Source organism: Leptothoe sp. LEGE 181152, from assembly GCF_032906605.1.
Classification (GTDB): Bacteria; Cyanobacteriota; Cyanobacteriia; order Phormidesmidales; family Phormidesmidaceae; genus Leptothoe; species Leptothoe turfae.
On the sequence record NZ_JASATU010000003.1, the window covers coordinates 121,569 to 147,688 of the forward strand.

Here is a 26,120-nt window from a genome sequence, read left to right on the forward strand (position 1 = left end):
CCATCTTTTCATTGTTGCAATTCTATTATCTCGGAGATCCCTGGCAGAAAAAATCCCGAAAAGTTCAGATTTATTCAGATAAAAGTTCAGGTTTATTCAGGTGTTTGAGAAATAGATGATTAAGGTTACCCCACAGGCCTATGCAGATCACGCGGTGCAACGTCACACCGAGACCGTTTGAGAATCACCCAAAAACTTTTCTAAAGAAAGATTCTTACCTTCAGGGGATAATCAGTACTAACACCAACAGAACTACTCTAATTAGAGCTGGTACGGTTACAACTGTACTTTCACTGAATTGTATTTGATTGCTTTTATGCACTCTATCTGTTACCTTTCCGCTTAAGGGTATTGTTAGTCACTTCACACACATAGCCGATGCTACAGTCGCTAGCAGAAAAGTTACAGAAATCTAAATAAAAAATCAAGAATCAAAAAAGGGTAAATATGGCTGTATCTAAAAATGAGAATTTAGATCTTTCTTATGTGGGTTGGGATGATACAGCCAGGGAGTACCCGTGCAATCAGTGTATTCATCAGTTATTTGAAACACAAGTTATAAAGACACCTGATGCGATCGCATTGGTGTTTGGGCAACAGCAACTAACCTATCAGCAATTAAATGACAAAGCTAATCAATTAGCCCACTATCTAATAGACCAGGGGGTTGGACCAGAAGTGCTCGTAGGATTGTGTTTAGAGCGATCCATTGACTTGATGGTTGGACTGTTGGGGATTTTGAAAGCTGGGGGAGCCTATGCCTCCTTTGACCCTAGCTATCCTCAAGAAAGACTCCAGTTTATGGTTGCCGATACTCAGGTATCAGTCATAGTAACCCACAGCCATTTGTTATCCAGATTACCTGAGCATTCGGCAGTCGTCATTTGTTTAGATACCGATAGCACGGTCATTTCTCAGAAGAGTCAGTCTAACCCTCTCACTCAAGTTACCCCTAACAATTTAGCCTATATTATCTATACATCTGGATCGACTGGAACGCCAAAAGGGGTGATGATTGAACATCAGACTGTGAGAAATTTCACCCAATCTATTACAGCAAAATATTGTCTTTCGTCGTCGGATCGCGTTCTACAATTTGCCTCAGTCAGCTTCGATACATCTGTTGAAGAAATTTACCCCTGTTGGCACGCAGGAGCAACTCTGGTATTGCGCACAGAGGATATGAATGACATCGCGACACTTATTCAAAAGTGTCATGATTGGCAGATCACTGTTTTAAACTTGCCAACAGCTTACTGGCATCACATCTGTTCTCAATTTTCCGAATCTCAGATCACCCTTAATCCATCGCTTCGACTCGTGATTATTGGTGGAGAAGGTGCTGATCCAGAACAAGTTCGACGCTGGCTCGATCATTGCGGTGATTATCCTCAGCTTGTCAACAGTTACGGTCCTACAGAGGTGACTGTGGTAGCCACAACCTGTCACCTTTCTAAGGTGCAAATTCTTAACTGGCAAGGGAGTGAAACCTCGATTGGTAAACCCTTAGCTCATATCAAAACCTATATTCTGGATCCATCGCTACAACCTGTCCCTAAGGGGATGAAGGGAGAATTATATGTGGGCGGTATTACCCTGGCGAGGGGCTACCTCAATTTACCAGAGCTAACCACAGAAAAGTTTATTGCTAACCCCTTTGGGCCTGGAAGGCTCTATAAAACAGGCGATCTCGCCCGGTATGCCCAGGATGGCGATATTGAATATCTGGGTCGTGTAGACTATCAGGTCAAAGTTCGAGGGTTTAGGGTAGAACTGGGTGAAATCGAAACGGTCTTGAATTGTCACCCTCAAGTCAAACAAGCAGTGGTGATTACAACCCGTCAGGCTGCCCATCACACAAAAATAATTGCCTATTTTGTTGCTTCTCAGCCGTCTCCATCTCCTTTGCAACTGCGTGAGTTTCTCCAACAGAAGCTACCGGAGTATATGATCCCAAGCGCATTTGTGGCCTTAGATGTTTTTCCTCTCACCCCCAATCGAAAAGTAGATCGCCGAGCACTGCCACTACCTGATAGGAACAGTCTGCCGGAAGAGCAATACATTGCCCCCGATACTCCTCGTGGCGAAATCATCGCTAGAGCCTTTGCCGAGGTGTTAGACATCGACAAAGTTGGTATATACGATAATTTCTTTAACCTAGGTGGACATTCTTTATTGGCCATTCAGTTAGTGTCACGCCTCAGACGAACTTTTGAGGCCAATCTCTCCATTAGAACCATTTTTGAAGCGCCGACTGTTACCCAGCTAGACCAAAGGATACATCAGCTTAAAAATGCTGCCAGTAACCATCAGGCTTTCTCCATACCTCGTGTTGATCTCTCTGGTGCTGACAAATCACGACAGCAGTATCCGTTATCCTGGGCTCAAGAACGATTATGGTTTTTAGATCAACTTGAAGGCTCCAGTGCAACTTACAATATATCTGAAGCATTTTTGCTCCAAGGATCGTTGGATCTTCATGCTTTGCAACAGGCACTCTCAGCAATAGTTAATCGACATGAGATCTTACGATCCAGCTTTCAAACCGTGAATGGTGTCCCTGTTCAAGTAATACAAGCATCAACCACCATAAATATTGAGCAAATTAACTTGCAAACTTTAACAGGTGATGAACAAGCAAAAACTTTAAACCAGCAGATTCAGCAAGCGGCTGCGACTCCATTTAATTTAGAAGTCGCTCCCCTGCTGCGATGTTCTGTGTTTCGGCTGGGTACATCATCCTATACCCTTCTCTTTACCCTGCACCATATTGTTTCTGATGATTGGTCAATGGGGGTTATGATGCAAGAACTCTCGGCCCTATATCAGGCATTTTGTTTAGGAGCCCCTTCACCGCTGACCGACCTACCGATTCAGTACACAGACTTCGCAGTATGGCAGCAGCAGCAAATACAATCCGAAACCCTTAAAACGCAACTCCAGTACTGGCAAAATCAGCTTGCAGATGCGCCGGACCTATTATTATTGCCAACTGATCGCCCTCGTCCAGCGGTGCAAACCTATCAGGGAGCCAGTCAACAGTTTCTCCTGGATAGGGACCTGACTCAACAACTAAGGCGGTTATCGCAACAGCTGCAGGTCACCCTATTTATGATCTTGCACAGTGCATTTGCCACATTGCTCTACCGCTATAGTGGACAAACCGATATCTTAATTGGGTCTCCTGTTGCCAATCGCAATCATCCTGGACTAGAGCCGTTAATTGGCTTCTTTGTCAATACTCTGGTTTTAAGAACTCGCTTTGAGAACAACCTTAGTTTTGAGACCTTATTAACTCGTTTTCGAGAAACAGCCCTCCAGGCATATGAGCACCAAGGTGTCCCTTTTGCAAGAGTAGTAGAGGCCTTGAACCCCCAACGGAGTTTGAGCCACTCTCCTCTATTTCAGGTAATGTTTGCATTGCAAAATGCACCGCTGGACGACCTGGTACTTCCAGGGATAACCTTGAGTGAGTCTACGATAGAAAACACAATCTCTAAGTTTGATCTCACCCTATCCATCACTGAAAGAGAGAACCAATTAACCTGTGAATGGGAATACAACACAGACTTGTTTGATGCCTTAACGATCCAACAGATGGCGGCTCATTTCAGTAATTTGCTTTTTGCTGTAGTGATGGACCCTCAAAATTCTGTTAGCAAATTGCCCTTACTCGATGAAATTGAACGTCATCAGGCTCTAGTTACCTGGAACGATACCCAATGCCACCTTTTGCAAGAACAATGCATTCACCGGCTATTTGAGGCACAGGTTGCTAAAACCCCCGATGCTGTAGCCATTGTATTTGAGCAAGAGCAGCTCACCTACCGGCAGCTGAATCAAAAGGCCAACCGGCTGGCCCATTATCTGCAAGCACAGGGCGTAGGACCAGAGGTTCTGGTTGGGATATGTGTAAACCGATCAATTGATATGGTCGTGGCGTTGCTCGGGATTTTGAAAGCGGGTGGGGCCTATGTCCCGCTCGACCCAAACCATCCCTCAGAGCGGCTTCACAGTATCCTGACTGATGCACAGGTATCTTTACTGGTGACTCAAGCCTCATTGTACAAACAATTTCTCTCCCTTAAAAGCTCAGTTGTTTGCCTGGATGACCAGGCATCGATAATTGCCAAACAATCGCCTGAAAATCTAGATAATAGCGCAGCTTCACACAATTTAGCCTATGTTATCTATACCTCGGGTTCAACAGGACAGCCTAAGGGGGTTCAAATTGAACACAAATCGGTGGCCAATCTCCTATGCAGTTTTCAGGAGACTTTAGGAATAGATCATTCCGACCGTCTAGCTGCAGTAACAACCATAGCCTTTGATATTGCCACATTGGAGATTTATCTGCCCCTCATTAGTGGCGCTCAACTATGGCTTATTCCCCAGAATGTGGCACAAGATGGACAACAACTTAAGCATAAACTGCTTGAAATCCAGCCCACAATTATGCAGGCAACTCCCGCCACATGGCAAATGTTGTTGTTAGCTGGATGGGATGCAATCTCAACAGATATGATGATCTTATGTGGTGGTGAAACCCTGCCTCCTGAGATTGCCCGTCAGCTCTTGCCCCGTAGCAAAAATCTGTGGAACTTATATGGACCCACAGAAACAACTGTCTGGTCAAGCCAGTTCTGCGTTTCACACTCTAGCTTAGATGGAAAGGCTCATACTCAATTAACGATTCCCATTGGTTCCCCCATCGCCAATACTCAGGTTTATATCCTGGATGCAGAATTATGCCCTGTCCCCAAAGGAGTGATTGGTGAGTTATACATTGGGGGAATGGGCGTGGCCAGAGGTTATTTAAACCGTTCCACACTGACCGCAGAGAAGTTTATTCCTAACCCCTTTGGCTCCGGACGACTCTATAAAACAGGAGATCTCGCCCGATATGCCCAGGATGGCGATATTGAATATCTGGGTCGTGTGGATTATCAGGTTAAAGTTCGAGGATTTAGAATAGAACTGGGTGAAATCGAAACCGTCCTGAGTAGCCATCCTCAAGTCAACCAAGCAGTGGTAATTACTGTAGAAGAAGAGATGCCTGAGGATAAAAGACTAGTGGCCTATATCTGTCCCTCTCTCTATCCTCCAGAGCATTCACCGACCGACCTCCGAAATTTTCTCAAACAAAAGCTGCCGGATTATATGATTCCAAGTACATTCGTAACCCTGGAGGATTTTCCCCTCAACCAAAATGGAAAAATAGATCGGAAGGAACTCTCTTTATTGGACATAGGTCAAAGTCAAGGCACCCACAACCAGCCTGAGACAGTCCCTCGTAATTTTATAGAACAAACATTGGCTAAAATTTGGCAAGATTTATTATGCAAAGAGAGCATTGGTATCCAAGATAATTTCTTTGAACTAGGCGGGCATTCTCTAAAAGCCATGCGTTTAATGGCTCAAATTCAACAATATTTTCAAATCAATTTACCCCTAGCCACATTATTTCAGCATCCCACCCTTGAAGAACTCGCAGCTGTTTTAGGATCTACCTCGTTTCAACCAAATTGGTCTCCCCTGGTACCGATTCAACCTAACGGTTCAGCGATTCCATTATTTTGTGTCCCCGGTGCTGGCGGCAATGTGCTCTATTTTTACCCCCTTGCCAGACACCTGGGTACCGATCAACCCCTGTATGGACTACAGGCTCAAGGTCTGGATGGGGAAACACCTCCTCTCCAAAGTATTGAAAGCATTGCGGAACAATATATTCAAGCGATTCAGACAGTTCAACCTGTAGGCCCCTATGTGTTCTTGGGACATTCCTTTGGTGCTCAGGTGGCTTTTGAGATGGCGCAGCAGCTTCAGCGTCAAGGACAGTCCATTGGTCGGGTTTTTATGATCGATGCGATCGCACCCTCAGCAACTAATACGACATCATCAGATGTAAGTCGCCAGAAAACCTATGCTGACTGGAATCACACCACGTGGATGCAGCTGTTAATTGGCATGATTGAGGAGCTTTTGGGTGATAGTCTCCAAATCGATGTCGATAAACTCCACTTACTCACCGAATCAGAACAAATCGACACCTTAAAACAACGGCTTGAAATGGCCGAAGTGCTCCCCCCTCAATCGGATAGCAAAATAGTCCGGGGATTGTTTCAAGTATTTCGGACTCAGTTTCAGCTGGATTATAGTCCCAGGTATACATCTCCGACTCCCATCACCCTATTTCAGGCTCAAGAGGCAAGTTTATCCCAGTATGGCCTATCAGAATCATACGAAAATTTGGCTATGGGATGGCAACCCTTCGCAGCAGAAGAGATTGACGTATATACCATTTCTGGTAGCCATGCCTCCATTATGGTTGAACCCCATATCGAAATGTTGGCTCAGAAAATTCTTAAATCTATCGAACAGATCAAAATATCTTAAGTCCTGTCATCCATCTGATTGTCCTCACTATCACCACCAAAATCCAATACCTGCCATGGCAACTTCACCACCCAACACCACCCAACACTTTACGCCCCGTCCGAAGAAATGGGTTGAGACTCCTGACCATGATTGGAATGATTGGCAATGGCAGCTCAAGCATCGGATTAGTGATTTAGAAACAATCTTACAAATTCTCCAACTTACCCCAGAGGAAAAAGCAGGTCTAAATTCAGATCATAGGTTTCGGGTTGATATTACCCCTTACTTTATGAGCTTGATAGACGCAGATAACCCCAATTGTCCGATTCGCAGACAAGTTATACCGTTAGGGAGAGAACTTCTCGCCTTTGAAGGGATGGAGGTTGATAGCCTGGAAGAAGATCAGCATAGTCCTGTGCCTGGTCTGGTGCATCGATATCCAGATCGAGTTCTGATGTTGGTTACCACGCACTGTGCCAGTTACTGTCGATATTGTACCCGAAGCCGGATGGTGGGTGATCCGAAAGCCAGTGTCAACAAACAAGGAATAGATCTTCAGATAGAGTATTTACAGAACACACCTCAGGTTAGAGATGTTCTCATTAGTGGTGGTGATCCACTGACGCTCTCTACTACTTTTCTAAATTATGTGCTGTCTCGCCTGCGGGCAGTTCCCCACATTGAAATTATTCGCATTGGTAGCCGAGTTCCTATCTTTTTACCCCAGCGCATTACCGATAAGTTGTGCAACATGCTACGGCAATACCACCCCCTCTGGCTGAATGTGCATATTAATCATCCGAAAGAAATTACCCCTGAGGCTAGCAATGCCCTGGCAAAACTGGTGGATGCAGGTATTCCCCTTGGCAATCAAAGTGTCTTACTGGCAGGGATCAACGATTCGTTAGCCATTCAAAAAGAACTTGTGCATACGTTAGTGATAAATCGCATTCGTCCTTACTATCTATACCAGTGTGACCTGGTAAAGGGATCAGGCCATTTTCGAACGCCCATCGCTAAGGGCATCGAAATCATGGAAGGCCTGAGGGGACATACTAGTGGTTATGCCGTTCCAACCTATGTAGTGGATGCCCCAGGAGGTGGCGGTAAAATTCCGATTGCACCCCAATATCTTTTGAGTCAAGGGGTTCATCAAGTTGCCTTACGCAACTACGAGGGCTACATCACCGTTTATCAAGAACCTGAAAACTATTTCTCATTCAATCAGGAAGCTCCACTCCCTGAAACTACCGGCGTATCCAGTTTATTGAGTGGACATCAAAAGCACATTAAACCAGAAAACTTTGATCAAGCCCATGATAGGAAAATGAACATCAAAGATAAAACAGTCACATCTGGCTAGTCTGACTATTTTCCCAAACACCTGAATAAATCTGAACTTTTATCTGAATAAACCTGAACTTTTCGGGATGTTTTCTGTCGGACATCTTTAAGATAATAGAACCATAATAATTACAAAGATGGATGCTTATCTCTAATGCGACACCAAACATATTAAGACATCCAATATGCTAAATTGCATATTGGGCCATTAATTAACCTTAGAATCCATGTGAGGTTCTAAAGCTCTTGATTACAGTCATCACACATGTTGTTATTTGTTTTTCGCCCACAACATTGAACGATGAGTGTGATTCATTCAGTGTTACATAATTACATACTGAAGTTTTTAAGACAGGAACGATCCAGTCTTAAAAAAATTTAGTATTTGCAAGCTGTGCGCTGGCCAATCTTGAGTTTTAAGTTGAAAATTTTAGAAATTCTATAGTTTGTTGTTTCGTTCTCAGATTGAGAACGATGGATAGGGCACGCTGTTGTAGATCATTCTGATAAACCCATGGAACTCCCAGGTTCTTCTAATCTTATTGAATTACTAAGCTATCGTGCTGCCTATCAACCAGGTCAAACGGCATATACGTTTCTGCAGGATGGGGAAGTAGAGTCTGACCAGCTCAGTTATCAAGAATTAGAACAACAGGCCCAGGCGATCGCAAGGCAATTATTGCAAATTACGCAACCTGGAGCGCGCGCCTTACTCTTATATCCTCCAAGTTTAAAATTTATAACAGCATTTTTGGGGTGTTTATACGCAGGTATTGTTGCGGTGCCTGCCAATCCGCCGCGACGAAAGCAGCGGCGGTCGCGCTTGGGTGCGATCGCAAACGATGCCCAACCTGCAGTTGTACTCACCACAACCAACATTTGGCAACAGCTCCAAAAACAAAGTGCAGACTATTCTCACATTACCCATTTAGCGGTTTTAATCACGGAAGATATCAAGCCTTCTCAATCGCTGGGTTCCTTGGCAATCCCTGCCATCACTGCCGATACCCTGGCGTTCTTGCAATACACCTCAGGCTCCACCGGGCAACCCAAAGGAGTGATGGTTAGCCATGGGAATGTGCTCCACAATAGCAAACTGATTCAAGCGGTTACCCATAGTTCTGCTGCCAGTCGATCCGTGTCTTGGCTGCCTGTTTATCACGACATGGGGTTGATTAACGGTATTTTTCAGCCGCTGTATGTGGGTTGTCAGTCAATCTTAATGTCACCCACTGCCTTTTTGCAGAAGCCCGTGCGCTGGCTGCAGGCAATCAGTAAGTTTCGGGGCACCCATGGGGGGGCACCGGATTTTGCCTACCAACTCTGTGTACAAAAAATTCGACCTGAGCAAAAGGCAGAGCTGGATTTGAGTAGCTGGACGGTAGCCTACAATGGCGCTGAACCCATTCGAGCGCAAATCATGGCTGAGTTTGCTGCTGCTTTTAAGGATTGTGGGTTTCAGCAACGGGCCTTTATGCCCTGTTATGGTTTGGCGGAAGCGACATTAGGGGTCAGTTGGCACCCCATTGACCAGGTACCAAAGGCTTTGACCGTCAGTACCTCAAGTTTGACTGCGGGACAGATTGAGGTAGTGGTCGAGACTGGGTCACCTCAGACTCAGACTCAATCATTGGTGAGCTGCGGTATTCCTCCTTCAGACTTGAATGTGCGTATTGTTAATCCCCAAACTGGGCAACGTTGTGCTGAGGGAGAGATCGGTGAGATTTGGCTGGCGGGTGAAAGTGTTGCCCAGGGGTATTGGCAACAATCAGACGCAACTCAGCTAACGTTTCAGGCCTATCTAGAGGAGAGCGAGGAAGGGCCTTTTTTGCGAACGGGTGATTTGGGTGGTCTGGTGGCAGGGGAACTGATTATCACTGGACGTCTAAAAGACCTGATCATTATTCGGGGACAAAATTACTATCCCCAAGATATTGAGCAAGTTGCTGAAGCGAGTCATCCAGCACTGCAACCTGGTGGTGGGGCGGCATTTTCTGTTGAGGTGGGAGAACAGGCGCAGCTGGTTGTTCTCCATGAAGTAAAACGCAGTTACCTGCGTCAGCTCAATGGCCCTGAGGTGATCAATGCGATGCGGCGGGCCATATCAGAAACCTTTGACCTGCAGGTCCAAAGTGTTTTGTTGCTCAAACCCAACGGTATTTTAAAGACGTCAAGCGGCAAGATTCAGCGACGCGCCTGCCGCAGCGCATTCTTAAATGGAAGTTTGACGGCGATGGCCCATGAAGAGTTTGAGGATGTTAAAGAGACTCAACCAATGGCAGCCCCCCATGCCGAGTGGCACACGTCTGCCCCAACGACCCAAGACAATAATTCTCATCCCACCGCGTCACAGATTCATCAATGGTTGGTTACTCAGTTAGCTCAACACCTAAACCTTGAGCCTGGTCAAATCAGTGGAGACAGACCACTGGCAGAATATGGTCTCAATTCGGCAACCGCTGTGGGAGTATCAGGAGAATTGCAGGACTGGTTGCAGCGACCGTTACCGGTCACTCTGTTGTATGACTATCCCACCATTGCGGCTCTATCCGAATATCTAAGTGAACCAACGTCCGAAAAAGGCAATGTTCCTACAAAGCTTAGGGGGAGTAAAGGGGCAACGGAGACGCTCACATCTGAGATCGCAATTATTGGCATCGGCTGTCGATTTCCCAACAACATCAATAATGCCGAAGACTTCTGGCAATTGTTGCAGGGGGCTGACGATGTGATCACAACCGTACCATCCACCCGTTGGGCGATTGACAGTTACCCTGGTACCACCCATTATGGTGGTTTTCTTGAACAAGTAGACATATTTGATGCATCGTTTTTCGGTATTGCACCCCGAGAAGCGATCAGTCTAGATCCGCAGCAACGACTGTTGCTAGAAGTGAGTTGGGAAGCCATTGAAGATTCTGTTCAAGCTCCTAGCAGACTCTCCGGGAGAGAGATTGGTGTCTTTATTGGCATTAGCACCCATGACTATACCCGGCTGCTAGAACAAGCTGGAGAAGTGGGCCCCTACTTTGGCACCGGGAACGCCTTTAGTACCGCTGCTGGAAGACTGTCCTATAGTTTGGGCTTGACAGGCCCTAGTGTAGCAATTGACACGGCCTGTTCTTCATCCTTAGTGGCCGTTCATAATGCTTGTCAAAGCTTGCGTCTGGGAGAATGTGAACAGGCTCTGGCAGGCGGTGTCAATCTAATTTTGACCGCTGAGAACAGTATTGCCCTCTCTGAGGCACAAATGTTAACGCCTGATGGTAAATGCAAAACCTTTGATGCTGACGCCAATGGATATGTTCGCGGAGAAGGTTGCGGCGTGATTCTCCTGAAGCGATTGTCGGATGCATTGAAGGATGGCGATCCAATTCATGCAATTATTCGTGGGTCAGCGGTGAACCAGGATGGTCGCAGCAATGGATTAACGGCCCCTAATGGTTTAGCTCAGCAACAGGTGATCCAGTCAGCCTTGTTGGATGCAGGCGTAATGCCCGCAGAGATTGATTACGTTGAAGCCCATGGCACTGGAACAGCGTTGGGAGATCCCATTGAGTTAACTGCTATACAAACAGTCATGGCTGCCGGGCAATCGTCGGATCAAACATCGGATCAAGCATCGGATCAAAAACAGCAGCCCCTATGGGTGGGGTCAGTGAAAACAAATCTAGGTCATCTGGAGGCGGCAGCTGGGATTGCTGGGTTGATTAAGGTGGTGCAATCCTTGCAACATGGTCAGATTCCGGCTCATTTGCATCTACAGCAACCCACACCCCATTTCGATTGGAATGGTTTACAAGTACCGACTCAAACGAGACCATGGCCGGAGCATCAGACCGGGTCTTGGAAAGCCGGAGTGAGTTCGTTTGGCTTTAGTGGGACCAATGCCCATGTTGTTTTAGAAGCGGTTTCGGAAAAGCCTTCTAGTATCACTTCCCCAGGTATCGACCGTCCGTTACACCTGTTGGGATTATCTGCTGCTACCCCTGAAGCGTTATCAGAGCTATGCCAAAAGTACTGTGACTATCTTGTCACTCATCCAGAGATTAATTTAGCCGATCTTTGCTTTAGCGCTAATGCAGGTCGATCTCACTTTAGACAGCGGTTAGCGCTAACCGCTGTCTCTGTACCCGAGCTGGTAAAGCAATTAAGAAATAACAGCCAGGCATCAGCGACAGTAGGGAATGGAAGCAGAGCAGGCGTTCAACAGACTCCCAACGTCGCCTTTCTGTTTACTGGTCAAGGTTCCCAGTATGCAGAGATGGGACGAGAACTATATGAGACCCAACCACTATTCCGGCAGATTCTCGACCACTGTAACAACAGTCTACGCCCTTATCTAGATCTAGATATTCTCCAAATCCTTTACCCGAATATATCGGAAGAAGGGAAGGCACAAGGCCAGCCCCTACACATTGATCCAAGGCAGGCACAAGGCCAGCCCCTACACATTGATCCAAGGCAGGCACAAGGCCAGCCCCTACAGTCTGATTACACATCTCCCCTTAACCAAACTGCCTATACCCAACCCATTCTGTTTGCCCTGGAATATGCTCTGTATCAACTCTGGCAATCTTGGGGCATTACACCCAAAGTAGTCATGGGTCACAGTATTGGCGAAATTGTCGCCGCCTGTGTCGCTGGCGTCTTTAGCTTAGAAGATGGCTTGAAACTCAGTGCCATGCGAGGTCAGCTGATGCAGCAGTTGCCCGCTGGTGGAGCCATGGTTTCGGTAATGGCGGCTGTGGGGCAGGTTAAATCTGTGTTGGCGGCTAAGGATGACGTGACAATTGCCGCCATTAATGGTCCTGAGAGTACGGTGATCTCAGGGGAAGAATCTGCGGTTCAAGCTGTCGCGCAACAGTTGGCAGCCCAAGGAATCAAGACTAAGCAGCTTCAGGTCTCCCATGCCTTCCATTCCCCCTTAATGGCACCGATATTGGATAAGTTTGAGCAGGTGGCCAGACAGATTAGTTACTCATTACCTCAACTCAAACTGATTTCCAATGTTACAGGCCAGGTGGTCACGGATGACGTGGCAACGCCTGAGTACTGGTGTCGTCACATTCTTGCCCCGGTCAACTTTACTACTGGCATGGGATGTTTAGAGTCAGAAGAGATCAACATCTTCCTGGAATGTGGGCCTCAACCGATTCTGTTGGGCATGGGCCGACAATGTTTATCAGAGGATGGGGAGAAAGCCTGGCTACCTTCCCTTAGATCTGGTCAAAGTGACTGGCAGCAGCTACTCTCCAGTTTGGGACAGCTTTATAGTAAAGGTGTAGATATTGATTGGCCTGGCTTTGACCGGGACTATCCCCAACGTCGCAAAGTCTCTCTGCCCACCTATCCGTTCCAACGGCAACGCTATTGGGTTGATACTCCCAAACAGCAGATTCAAACTGCTTCAAACAGTAGTTCCCAGGTCACTGAACTGTTAGACCAAGGAGATATCTCTCAACTCCACCAGCTGCTCTCAACCCAGAATCATTCTCCTATTGCTACAGAGACAATAGAACAGTTGGTCAAAGTCCATCAGCAACAACTGGCTGCTCAATCGGTCCAGGATTTGCTGTATGAAGTCCAGTGGCAGCAGCAAGCAGCTCCTGCTATAGACGAATATCAGCCTCACCACTGGCTAATTTTTACTCAATCTGTGGAGCTAGGGGATGCGATCGCATCCCAATTACACCACCATGGCCAAACCAGTACGTTGGTGACTTTAGCAGAGGAACTGCCCCAGAACAATGACCACGTTAACTATGTTCTGCAGCCGGATAGTCCTGATGCCTATGCCCGACTATGGACCCACCTAAGCCAGACCAACACCTTGCCAGTTGCCGGTATTCTTTGGCTCCGGAGTCTGGAAGAGATTAATTTAACAGACCTTACTGCAGATGTTCTATCTAGAACAGTCAACCAGCAATGTACCGAATTGCTACATCTAATGCAAAGCCTGGTGGGGCAACCTGAACTCTCCCAAACCAAGTTGTGGGTATTGACCCAGGATGGAGTGGCCTTGGAGACTGACCGACCTGCTCTTGTCCAGGCTCCTGTGCGCGGCATGGGGCGCATCTTTGGCCTGGAGCATCCCCATCAATGGGGCGGCCTGATCGATCTGGATGGTCAGGCTACGATGGAGCACCATGCCCAATGGCTGACCACCGAAGTCTTAACCAATCACACTGAAGAACAAGTTGCCTATCGCAGGAATCATCAACGTTATGTGGCCAGGCTGGTACGCACTCAGCCTAAACCAGATACCCCATTAACAATTGATCCGGAGAGTAGCTATTTGCTCAGTGGCGGGCTGGGTGGTTTGGGGCTGACTGTGGCCCAATGGCTGGTGGAACAAGGGGCTCGTTATCTGGTTCTCGTAAGTCGACAGGGGGCCAATACCCCAGAAAAAGAAGCCGTCATTGCCCAGTTGCGATCGCAAGGTTGTCAGGTTGTTATGCCTGTCGTGGACATTAATGATGCCATGGCGCTGCAAACAACCTTGTCCCCATTATCCGAGTCATGGCCACCCATGCGAGGGGTGATCCATGCCGCTGGGATTGATGGTGACTTACATCCCATTGAGTCATTGAACCAGTCCACACTGGCGAAGACGTTAGCTCCTAAGGTAAAAGGCAGCTGGAATCTGCATCAACTCAGTTTGGAATGGGATTTAGACTTTTTCGTCAACTTCAGTTCGATTGCTGCCGTTTGGGGGTCGGCGCATCAGGCCCATTATGGGGCCGCCAATGAATTTCAGAATCTGTTAAGTCACTATCGACAGGGTCAGGGGTTACCCAGTCTGACGGTACATTGGTCTGCGATCGCAGGCAGTGGCATGGTGAACCAGGCTGACGCCTCCCAGGTAAAACGACTCTCTGAAATTGGCATTACTCCTCTGTCATTGCCCCAAATGACAGCTACCTTAGGACAGTTGCTCAGCACTTCAGCGCAGCAATGTGTAGTGGCCGCCGTGGACTGGCAACAATTCAATGCGGTTTATCAGACCGGTCGGCATCGAAGCTTATTAGACCCGTTGGTTGAACCAGAGTCGTTAGCAGCCGAGCCCCCGGTTCAGACGGATTGGATGGATCAAATTCTGTCATTGCCAAGAGCAGAACAACTTGAGCGTCTAAAGCACACCGTTCAACAAGAAGTGGCCCGTGTATTGGGACTCTCTTCCACGTCTCTGCCCGATCCTCAAGTGGGCTTTTTCGAATTGGGAATGGATTCGCTGATGGCGGTGGACCTGCGCAGCCGTCTCACTCAATTAATAGGGGTAACCTTGCCCACTACGGTGGCCTTTGACTTTCCCAATATTGAACAGCTCAGCCGTTACCTATCCATAGAGGTACTACAACTCACTGATCAGTCCCAGGATAAAACAACGTTACCCCCACAGCGCCAAGCATTAGATGAACCTATAGCGATTGTAGGGATGGGCTGCCGCCTACCCGGTGGAATTGATTCACCTGAGCAATTCTGGCAGCTGCTCCAAGCCAGTGAAGATACCCGCAATGAGATTCCCCTCGAGCGCTGGGATATTGATGCTTACTATGATCCGGACCCGGAAGCCACTGGTAAGATACTCACTCGCTATGGCCACTTTGTCGAAGGTGTGGACCAATTTGACCCCAGCTTCTTTGGTATTTCTCCCCGAGAAGCCGTTGCCATAGACCCCCAACATCGATTGCTGTTAGAAGTCAGTTGGGAAGCCCTGGAGCGCGCCGGACAAAAAGTAGAGCGTCTCTCCGAAGCAATGGTGGGGGTATTTGTCGGCAATGATGGTCATGACTATGAGCAACTGCTCCAGCAACATCTGCAACAATCTCCCGACAGTCCCCTGGCGACCTACGCAGGTAGCGGCAATCATATCTCCAGTGCCGCAGGCCGACTGGCCTATACCCTGGGGTTTACCGGACCTACCATGACCCTGGATACCGCCTGTTCTTCATCCCTGGTCGCCGTCCATCAAGCCTGCAACAGTTTACGCCTGGGCGAATGTTATATGGCCCTGGCCGGTGGGGTGAAATTACATCTGACCCCCAACGCTTACATTGGCACCTCCAGAGCCAGAATGATATCGGCAGATGGTCGCTGCAAGACCTTTGATGAGAGTGCCAATGGGTATGGTCGAGGCGAGGGCTGTGGCATGATTGTGCTGAAGCGCTTGAGCGAGGCTGAACGGGATGGCGACCCGATTTTGGCGTTGATTCGCGGCAGTGCGGTAAACCAGGATGGGCCAAGCAGTGGCTTAACTGTCCCCAATGGCCAGGCACAGCAACGGTTAATCACACAAGCGTTAACCCAGGCTAAAGTACAGCCAATAGACGTAAGTTATCTAGAGGCCCATGGCACAGGCACTTCCCTGGGTGACCCCATTGAGTTGAATGCGGTCATGGCTGTTCTAGGAGAAGATCGCAACGCAACACAGCCTCTGTTGATTGGCTCGGTTAAAACCAACATTGGACATTTGGAAGCAGCGGCAGGTATCTCAGGATTGATCAAGGTGGTGCTCTCATTGCAGCATCAGCAAATTCCAGCGCACCTGCATTTGAATACGCCCAATCCAAAGATTGATTGGCAAGACTGGCTACAAGTGCCCCAAGAATTAACACCCTGGAACAGCCCAGGGCAACGGTTAGCGGGGGTAAGTGCCTTTGGTTTTACGGGGACCAATGCCCATGTGGTGATCGAAGAAGCGCCGATGCCAACGGAAATAATTCAGACCCCCGTAGACCGCCCATTACAGGTGCTGACAATATCAGCCAAGACTGAAGAGAGTTTGGTGCAGTTAGCCCAGCGCTATCATGAGTATCTCGAGAGTCACCCTCAACAATCCCTGGCAGATGTATGCTTCAGTGCCAGTACAGGACGATTGGCTCATGGCCATCGACTGGCTGTGGTAGCAGAAACCGGAACAGCAGCGGCAGCGCAACTCAGCGCATTTGCTGCAGGACAAGTGGAATCGGAATTGGTTAAGGGGACTCTCAAGACAGCTGAAACACCTAAAGTTGCCATACTGTTCACCGGTCAAGGGTCACAATATGTCAATATGGCCCGAGAACTCTATAATAATCAGCCCACGTTTAAACTAACTTTAGACCGATGTAGCGAGATTCTCAATACCTATCTGGATAGACCTTTATTAGAAATACTCTATCCAGATGAGAGTACAGAAGTAAGCGATGCTCTATTGAATCAAACGGCATATACTCAACCGGCCCTATTTGCCATTGAGTATGCCCTCTATCAACTGTGGCATTCCTGGGGCATTGTCCCTTCTGTTGTGATGGGTCACAGTATTGGTGAACTTGTTGCAGCTTGTATTGCTGGAGTCTTTAGTCTAGAAGATGGTTTGAAACTCAGTGCCACACGGGGCAAGCTGATGCAGCAATTACCTGCGGGGGGAGCGATGGTCTCGGTGATGGCCTCTGTTGAAAGACTTAGTACTTTCATGACAGACAATGTCACCATTGCCGCTATCAATGGACCTGAGAGTACCGTTATCTCAGGTCAAGAGTCTAAGGTGCTAGACATTGCTCAACAGCTTGAAACCCAGGGCATCAAGACCAAACAGCTGCAAGTCTCCCATGCCTTCCATTCGTCCTTGATGGAATCAATGCTGGACGATTTTGAGCAGTTGGCCAGACAGATTAGCTATTCACCGCCCCGACTCAAACTAATTTCCAATGTCACCGGACAGATAGTATCTGAAGAAGTCACGACCCCTGACTATTGGTGTCGGCACATTCTCTCGACCGTCAACTTTGCGGCTGGCATGGAGCGCTTGCAGCAGGAGGAAATTAATATCTTCCTGGAATGTGGACCTCAGCCGATTCTGTTGGGCATGGGACGACAATGTTTACCAGAAGATAACGAGAAAATCTGGCTACCGTCTCTCAGAGCAGGCCAAAATGATTGGCAACAGATGCTCTCTAGCTTGAGTCAGCTCCATGTTCGTGGGGTAAAGATTGATTGGATTGGTTTTGATAAAGACTATCCCCAACGCCGTAAAATTGCCTTACCCACTTATCCCTTCCAACGGCAACGTTACTGGGTTGACGTACCTAAACATCAAAGTCTGCTCGGTCAGCCCCATCATGTGCTAGTGGGCAACAAATTAGAGTTGGCCTCCACCGGACAAACGATTTACCATCAAACCATTAATCTCATCCAATATCCCTGGATTAATGACCACCGGGTTTATGATACAGCCGTCATTCCAGGGGTGAGCTATATTGCCATGACCCTGGCAACCCTTGAACTGCCAGCCACGATTGAATCTGTTCATTTCCTTGAGCCTTTATTCCTAGCCTCTCCCAACAGTGAACGGGAAACAGAACTGGTGATACAACCGGCTGAGAAAATGAACTCTTGTCGGGTTGATGTGTTTAGTCGGGATGCAACTCAACAAGACCAGTGGCATCAGCATGCCAGTTTGACCGTGCAGGATACCCCTCAATTGTTCTCTCCTCTGCGTGTGGATATTGCCCATTTGCAGGAACAATTAGCCCCGATTACAGCGGATACTCTAAATCAACTCTATGGCAGTATCTCTGTAACCTATGGTCCGATGCTGGCGGTAGTTCAACAGGCCTGGGTGGGGAATGGCATCGCCCTGTCTGAAATTATGGTGCCAGAGGTTCTAGCTTCCCACCTAGCCAATGAACCGATTCATCCGGTCTTGCTCGATGCCTGTACCCGTCTAACCGCAGACCTGTTTGATGTTGACCATGAGCCTGGAGTGTTCTGGGCTCCCTGGCAGGTAGACGAGGTAACCCTGATGCGTCCTGCCCCTCAACGTTTCTATGCCTATGTGAATCAGGCCACACGCATCAATGAACAGTTGCAAACCCGTGCCTATGACATTCATCTGCTCGATGAGACTGGTCAGGCTTTTGGTCGTATTGATGGGTTTACCCTCAAGCGTGCGCCACGGGAGCGTTTCTTAAAGTACTTACAAGCGGATACCAGTCAATATCTCTATCAATTGCAATGGCAGGCGTTAGACCTTCAACCTCAATCAATATTATCTGAGGCGGGTACCTGGTTATTGTTGGTACCTACTGCGCAGTGGGCAGAACAACTAAAAGAAACACTGGTTCACAAAGGTCAGTCCTGTGTAGTGGTCTCCCTTGGCACAACGTTCCAGCAGTTGGATGACCATCACTATCAGGTCTGTCCCAACCAAGACGATGGGTTTGAGCGACTCTTTCAACAGCTTAATGAGCAAAGTATCGCGCTACAAGGTATTGTGCATTTGTGGAGCTTAACCAGCCACATGGAGGACTTAGCCGACAGCCTGAAGATAACCTGCAGCAGTACTCTACAGTTGTTGCAGGCATTGATATCACAGGAGAAATCTCCTACCCTATGGCTGGTTACCCAGGGTAGTCAATGTTTGAGCAGAGAACAGATTCCTCAAATCCAGCAAACTCCACTGTGGGGTCTGGGGCGGGTGATTGCGCTAGAGCATCCCGAACTGCATTGTCATTTACTTGATTTGGATGAGGAGTCTGCCATTGCGGAAGCGGTGCAACTTGTGGTGAAAGAAGCATTGAGTGCTGACGCAGAGAATCTGGTGGCCTATAACCAGAACCAGCGCTATGTTGCTCGATTGAAACCCTATGCTGCCGATGTAGAAACCGCCCTTGCTTCTAGTCAAGAGAATTGGGTGCAACCGGATGCCAGTTACTTGATTACTGGAGGTTTGGGCGCATTGGGTCTCCAGGTTGCCCAATGGATGAAACAATCCGGTGCCACCTCCCTGGTGCTGATGGGAAGACGAGCGCCCTCGGAGACGGCTGCAGCCATCATCCATGATCTCAAGCAAGTCGGGGTAACTGTTTCGGTGGTCCAGGCAGATGTGGCGAATGCGGCAAATGTGGCCAGGGTGCTGGATGAAATTGACACCCAGTTACCCCCACTAAAAGGAATTGTTCATGCAGCTGGGGTATTGGCCGATGGCCTGCTGCAAAATCAGAACTGGCCACAGTTTGAACAAGTGATGGCGGCCAAAGTGTTGGGCAGTTGGCATCTCCATCAATTAACTCAGAATAAACCGTTAGACTTTTTTGTTTGCTTCTCGTCAGCCGCTTCGTTACTCGGTTCCTTGGGGCAAGGGAATTACGCTGCTGCTAATGCCTTTATGGATGGCTTAGCCCATTATCGTCGTGCCCAGGGATTACCGGGCCTGAGTATTAATTGGGGACCCTGGGCAGGGGATGGCATGGCCGCTCAGCTGAACAATTCACAGCTAAGCCGCTTCGAGAAAGCCGGATTCCAACCCTTGAACTTTGAGGTAGGTATCTCCATTTTGCAACAGTGTCTTCAGCTTGAGCTGCCTCAAGTGGGCGTACTGCCCATCAATTGGTCGCAGTGGTCAGCCCAGGGAACAACGGCTACTCAGATGCCGTTGCTGAGAGCAGTGCTTCCTAACAGTTCAAAATCCTCTCAGACAGGATGGTTACGTCAGCAGTTAGAGACTGTCCCCATGGAACAGCGTCGTGCTTTGTTGATGGACCAGGTGCAGTTACAAGTAGCTCAGATCCTCGGTATTACCGATTCAACCACCCTGGATTCTCACACCGGCTTATTTGACATGGGGATAGATTCCCTGATGATCCTGGAACTGAACAATCGACTACAGGCTTGCTTGGGCTGTCAATTGTCGGCGACAGATCTGTTTGACTACAACACCCTGGATGACCTGGTAAATTATCTCGTTCAAGATGTTTTGCAATGGAGTGAGGATAACCTGGAGAATCAACGTCAGACTTCAGCCGAGACATCCAGGAGAGATGTGGCCGCATCTGATGGTGCGGCACACTATAGCACTGAACCCATTGCCATCATTGGCTTGGGGTGTCGGTTCCCACAATCCACCAATCCAGCTGATTTTTGGCAGTTGCTAGAACAGGGAATTGATGCCGTCACTGAGGTGCCTGTAGATCGGTGGGACATTGAACAATATTACGATCCTGACCCGGATGTCCCTGGCAAAATGTATACCCGCTATGGCAGCTTTCTCTCCGATGTCGATCAATTTGATGCCACATTTTTCAAAATCTCTCCCCGTGAAGCCAGGAGTCTTGACCCTCAACATCGATTGCTGTTGGAAGTGTGTTGGGAAAGTCTAGAAGATGCCGGAGTGTCGCCGATCTCATTGAAAGGGACTCAAACCGGTGTTTTCATTGGCATGATGACCCATGACTATGGCCAGTTGGCTGCTCAGACCGTAGACGTTCATACTGGTTCTGGCAACGGTGCACCCTTAGCGGCAGGTCGGATTGCCTATACCTTGGGTCTCAATGGCCCCACATTGACCGTCGAAACAGCCTGTTCTTCATCTCTGGTGGCCTGTCATCTAGCTTGTCAGAGTTTACGTAATCAGGAGAGTAACCTGGCCTTAGTGGGTGGGGTTAACCTGATGCTGACACCCGAGATGAGTGTGCTCGAAGCCCAAGCCCAGATGAATTCACCGGATGGTCGGTGTAAAACCTTTGATAATAGTGCCGATGGGTATGGGCGTGGTGAAGGCTGCGGCATTGTTGTTCTTAAGCGCCTGAGTGATGCCCAAGCGGATGGCGATCAAATTTTGGCTCTAGTTCGGGGCTCTGCCGTCAATCACGATGGTTCTAGCAGTGGTTTGACGGTACCCAACGGATTAGCTCAAAAAACGTTGATAGAACAGGCCCTTATCAATGCCAATGTGCAAGCCACTCAAGTCGACTATGTGGAATGCCATGGGACCGGAACCGCGTTAGGAGATCCCATTGAAATCAATTCGTTGGTGAAAGCCTATGGCAAACATCGTGACCAGTTCTCTCCGATAATGATTGGTTCGGTTAAAACCAATATTGGCCATACCGAAGGGGCAGCGGGCATTGCTGGGTTAATCAAAGTGATTCTCTCTTTACAGCATGAGAAGATTCCGCCCCATCTACATCTAAAGCAACCCAATCAACGCATTGCCTGGGACGAAATCCCTGTTGTTGTACCAACAACAATACAGTCCTGGCAGCGTGGAGAGAAATTTAGACTAGCAGGGGTGAGTTCCTTTGGTCTCAGTGGTACCAATGTCCATGTAATTGTGGAAGAAGCACCTGATACTGTGCCCGTGTCAGAATCCATGGAGCGCCCTTGGCATATACTGACCCTGGCAGCCAAAACAGAGAGAGCCTTACAGGACCTGGTTGGACAATATGAGACATATATCAACCATCGTCCAGAGTTAACACTGTCAGACATTTGTTACACGGTGAACACGGGACGAGCCCATTTCAAATACCGTCTGGCTGTAGCTGGGACGTCTTTAGTTGAGGTGTCTGATCAACTGAAACAGCTGAGAGAATCAAATCAGAGAGACGATATCCGTTTAGGACAATCTGGCAATAGTAAGGCTTCACGGTTGGCCATGTTGTTCACTGGCCAGGGGGCACAGTCTGTCAATATGGCTCGTGAGCTATATGAGACTCAACCGACATTCAAACAAAGTCTTGATCAATGTAGTGAAATTCTTAATGCCTATTTAGAGAGACCATTATTGAATGTGCTCTATCCGGATCAGGGCAATATTCCAGACAATGCTCAAGACAATGATTTGCTGAATCAAACGGCGTATACTCAACCGGCCCTGTTTGCGATTGAATATGCCCTGTATCAACTGTGGCAATCTTGGGGAATTAAGCCATCTGTGGTGATGGGCCATAGTATCGGTGAGATAGTGGCCGCCTGCGTTGCGGATGTCTTTAGCCTGGAAGATGGTTTGAAGCTGACTGCAATGCGGGGGCAGTTGATGCAGCAGTTGCCTTCAGGTGGGGCCATGGTTTCGGTGATGGCCTCTCCCGAACAGGTGAATAAACTGATGGTGGAGCATGTCACCATTGCCGCCATCAATGGACCGGAGAGTACGGTGATATCAGGAGAAGAGTCAGCTGTTCTTGCCATTGCGCACCAGTTAGAAACCCAGGGCATTAAGACTAAACAGCTACAGGTCTCCCATGCTTTCCACTCCCCACTAATGGCTCCGATGCTGACTGAATTTGAGCAGGTGGCCCGGCAGATCAGCTATTCGCTGCCCAAGCTTAAACTAATTTCCAATGTCACTGGCCAGGTGGTTACTGATGACGTCGCTACCCCTGAGTACTGGTGTGACCATGTCCTGGTCCCCGTCAACTTTGTTGCTGGCATGGAGCGTTTACGGCAAGAGGAGATTGATATTTTCCTTGAATGTGGACCTCGACCGATCCTGTTAGGGATGGCACGTCAATGCTTGTCGGACGATAGTGCGAAGGTTTGGTTGCCATCCCTTAGATCTAGCCAAAGTGATTGGCAGCAAATGCTAGCCAGTCTGAGAGAATTGTATGTCCGAGGTTGGGACATCGATTGGGCAGGCTTTGATCAAGCCTATCCCCAACGGCGCAAAGTATCCTTACCCACCTACCCATTTCAACGACAACGTTACTGGGTAGAGACCGCTATAAATGCGACTGTCCATGGCAGTTCACTATCTCAATCAGCGGCTTCTTTAGGGACACACCATCCGCTAATTGCTCAAAAATTCCAATCTCCCTTAAGCAAGGATATCTTCTTCGAATCGCACTTTAGTGTTGAATCAATTCCTTTCCTAGCTGACCACAGAGTATTTCAGCAAGTGGTTGTGCCTGGGGCGTGTTATCTCTCACTCCTGTTAGCGGCTGCCCGCCTCACATTTCCCCAAGGAACATTCCAGATGACCCAGGTGCTCTTTCCCCAAGCCCTGGCCATTGCTGAGGAGCAAGCGCGCACCGTGCAAACTGTTTTGACGCCTCACCAGGAAGGTTGGGAGTTTCAAGTCATTAGCTTTAACCCTTCGTCCAGCGATAGCCCCAGTGCCCTACAGGGCGATGACCATGGGATTCATTCAACCGGAATCTTATCGACGTCCAGTACCAATGGCGAATTTAGCTGGATTGAAATTCAGGCTATTCAGGACCGATGTACCCAGCAGGTAGCCGGGGCTGCCATCTATGAAAGCCTGGATCAACGACATATTCAGTTGGGAACACGTTTTCAGTGGATGGAAACAGCCTGGGTAGGCCAGGGTGAGGTGTTAGGGCAGTTAGTCCGCCCCGACGGAGTGCAGGATGATGGCTATGAGCTTTATCCAGGATTGCTGGATGCCTGTTTCCAGGCATTGGTTGCCGTTGGCATCGCTGAAGGTGCGGAGGAAACTATGCAAGGAACGTGGGTGCCATTTCAGATGGAGCGATTCTCCTATTTTGCCCGTCCCCAGGGAGAGCGGTTATGGTGTCATGGTCAGTTGGATCCGGAAAAAGAGATATCGGCTGATCAGCAGGTCTGGAATTTGCAGCTGTTGGATACCAGTGGGCAGGTGGTGGCTCGCATCAACGGATTTGAGGTGAGGCAAGCCAGCCGAGAGGTGATTCTGGGAACGTTACAAGACAATCTTCAGGACTGGCTCTATGAAATCGACTGGCAACCGTCAAAGATAGAGGAGATTACTGTTAGCCAAGAGTCAGGGACCTGGCTAATGTTTGTGCCTGCAGGAACCTGGGGAGAACAGTTGACCGCTGTGATGGCGCAACAGCAACAGCACTGTATTTGTGTTTCACCAGGAGACGATTTTCAGCAGTTAGCAACAGACCACTATCAGGTATGCCCAACCCAGGCTAAGTCATTTCAACAGTTACTAAGGACGATTGCCCAGGCTAACCCTAATCTCAAAGGGGTTGTCCACCTGTGGAGTTTAGAGAGTGATTTAGAAAACCTTGAGGATTCAGAAGATGTATTTGCGAGTCTACAGTTGAGTTGTGAAAGTGCGCTGTATCTGGTGCAGGCGCTAGCATCTGAATTGATAGATGAGCCGCCCCCACTATGGCTAGTGACTCAAAATGCTCAAAGTTTGGGCAATACCCATCAAGTTCAGCAGACTCCACTGTGGGGATTGGGACAGGTGGTTGCGTTAGAGCAGCCCGAGTTGCATTGTCGACTGCTGAATTTAGAAACGGCTTCGTTAAAAGAAGGCAATTGGTCTGTGCTGATTCAGGAATTGTTAAATGCTGACTCCGAAAACCGCATTGCCTATCACCAGGGACAGCGCCATGGGGCAAGACTGAGGCAATTAAACGCGAAATCGCCTGACAGCGCAGTTCAGATTTTTCAACCCCAAGCCAGTTACTTAATTACAGGAGGCTTGGGAGCTCTGGGGTTGCAAGTGGCCCAGTGGTTGGCACAGCAGGGGGCAGAGTCGCTGGTGCTGATGGGGCGACGGTCTCCATCGGAGATGGCTCAAGCGATGATTGAGGATTTGGAAAAAACTGGCATTAAAGTATCTATTGTGCAGGGAGATATTGCTCAGAAAGAGTCTCTTGCGAATATTCTGGGTGAGATTGATCAACAGCTGCCACCTTTACGAGGTATTGTTCATGCCGCTGGAGTTTTGGACGATGGCTTGCTACAGAATCAAACCTGGTCACGTTTTGAACAGGTGATGGCGGCCAAGGTGAAAGGCAGCTGGCATCTCCATTGTTTAACTCAAGATAAGCCGCTGGACTTTTTTATTCTGTTCTCTTCGGCGGCGTCCCTCTTGGGTGCCCCTGGTCAGGGAAATTATGCAGCGGCAAATGCCTTTATGGATGGGTTGGCCCATTATCGCCATGGTCAAGGATTGCCTGCCTTAAGCCTGAATTGGGGACCCTGGGCGACGGGGGGCATGGCACAGCATCTGGAAAAACCTCAACTAGACCGTTTACAGCATTTAGGATTCCAGTCCATTGATATTGATCGGGGCATGGGAGCCATGGCGATAGCCCTCCAGTTGAATCAGCCTCAAGTTGGGGTGATCTCTGTGAACTGGTCCCAATGGTTCGGCCAAACCTCAATGGGAGCAACAGTGGGAACAACAATGCCCGTGCTTAAGGATGTAGCCCCGCTTAAGTCTCCAGGTCTCCAGGAAGGGTGGTTGATTCGGCAGTTGGAAGCGTTGCCTCGGGCCCAGCGTCGTCAGTTTTTGATTGAACGGGTGAGATCGCAACTAGCCCAGGTCCTCGGTATATCAGATCCCACCCAAATCGAACCACAGGCCGGCCTGTTTGATTTAGGCATCGATTCACTCATGATTGCCGAACTCAGACAATGGCTACAGACAGGCTTAAGCTATCGACTGTCCGCAACAGCCCTGTTTAACTACAACACTATTGAGGATTTAGTCGAATACCTGACCCAACAGCTACCGGTATTGGCGAAGGATGAGATACCCGACGATCCACCACCTGCTGCAGCGGGGCCAGATGACTTAGACAACTATGCTGAGGCGCTGGATGATCTTTCAGAAGACGAACTGGCGGCCATGCTCGGCCAAACACTCAGCGAAATTCAAGCGGAGGTATAGG

At 48.5% G+C, this 26,120-nt stretch carries 3 protein-coding genes; all 3 read left to right on the forward strand.

Annotation, left to right across the window (positions count from 1 at the left end):
* The first annotated feature begins 447 nt into the window (after positions 1-447).
* Positions 448-6,396 (forward strand): amino acid adenylation domain-containing protein, encoded by a 5,949-nt coding sequence (locus QGP82_RS01595; protein WP_499056773.1) that lies wholly within the window; start codon positions 448-450, stop codon positions 6,394-6,396.
* Positions 6,397-6,451: 55 nt separating this feature from the next.
* The gene (gene kamA, locus QGP82_RS01600) at positions 6,452-7,741 is read left to right on the forward strand and encodes a lysine 2,3-aminomutase (RefSeq protein ID WP_163665656.1); all 1,290 of its coding nucleotides are present in this window, start codon (positions 6,452-6,454) and stop codon (positions 7,739-7,741) included.
* A gap of 495 nt (positions 7,742-8,236) precedes the next feature.
* On the forward strand, positions 8,237-26,119 hold the full coding sequence (locus QGP82_RS01605; protein WP_499056774.1) for an SDR family NAD(P)-dependent oxidoreductase: 17,883 nt from the start codon (positions 8,237-8,239) through the stop codon (positions 26,117-26,119).
* Position 26,120 lies beyond the last annotated feature (1 nt).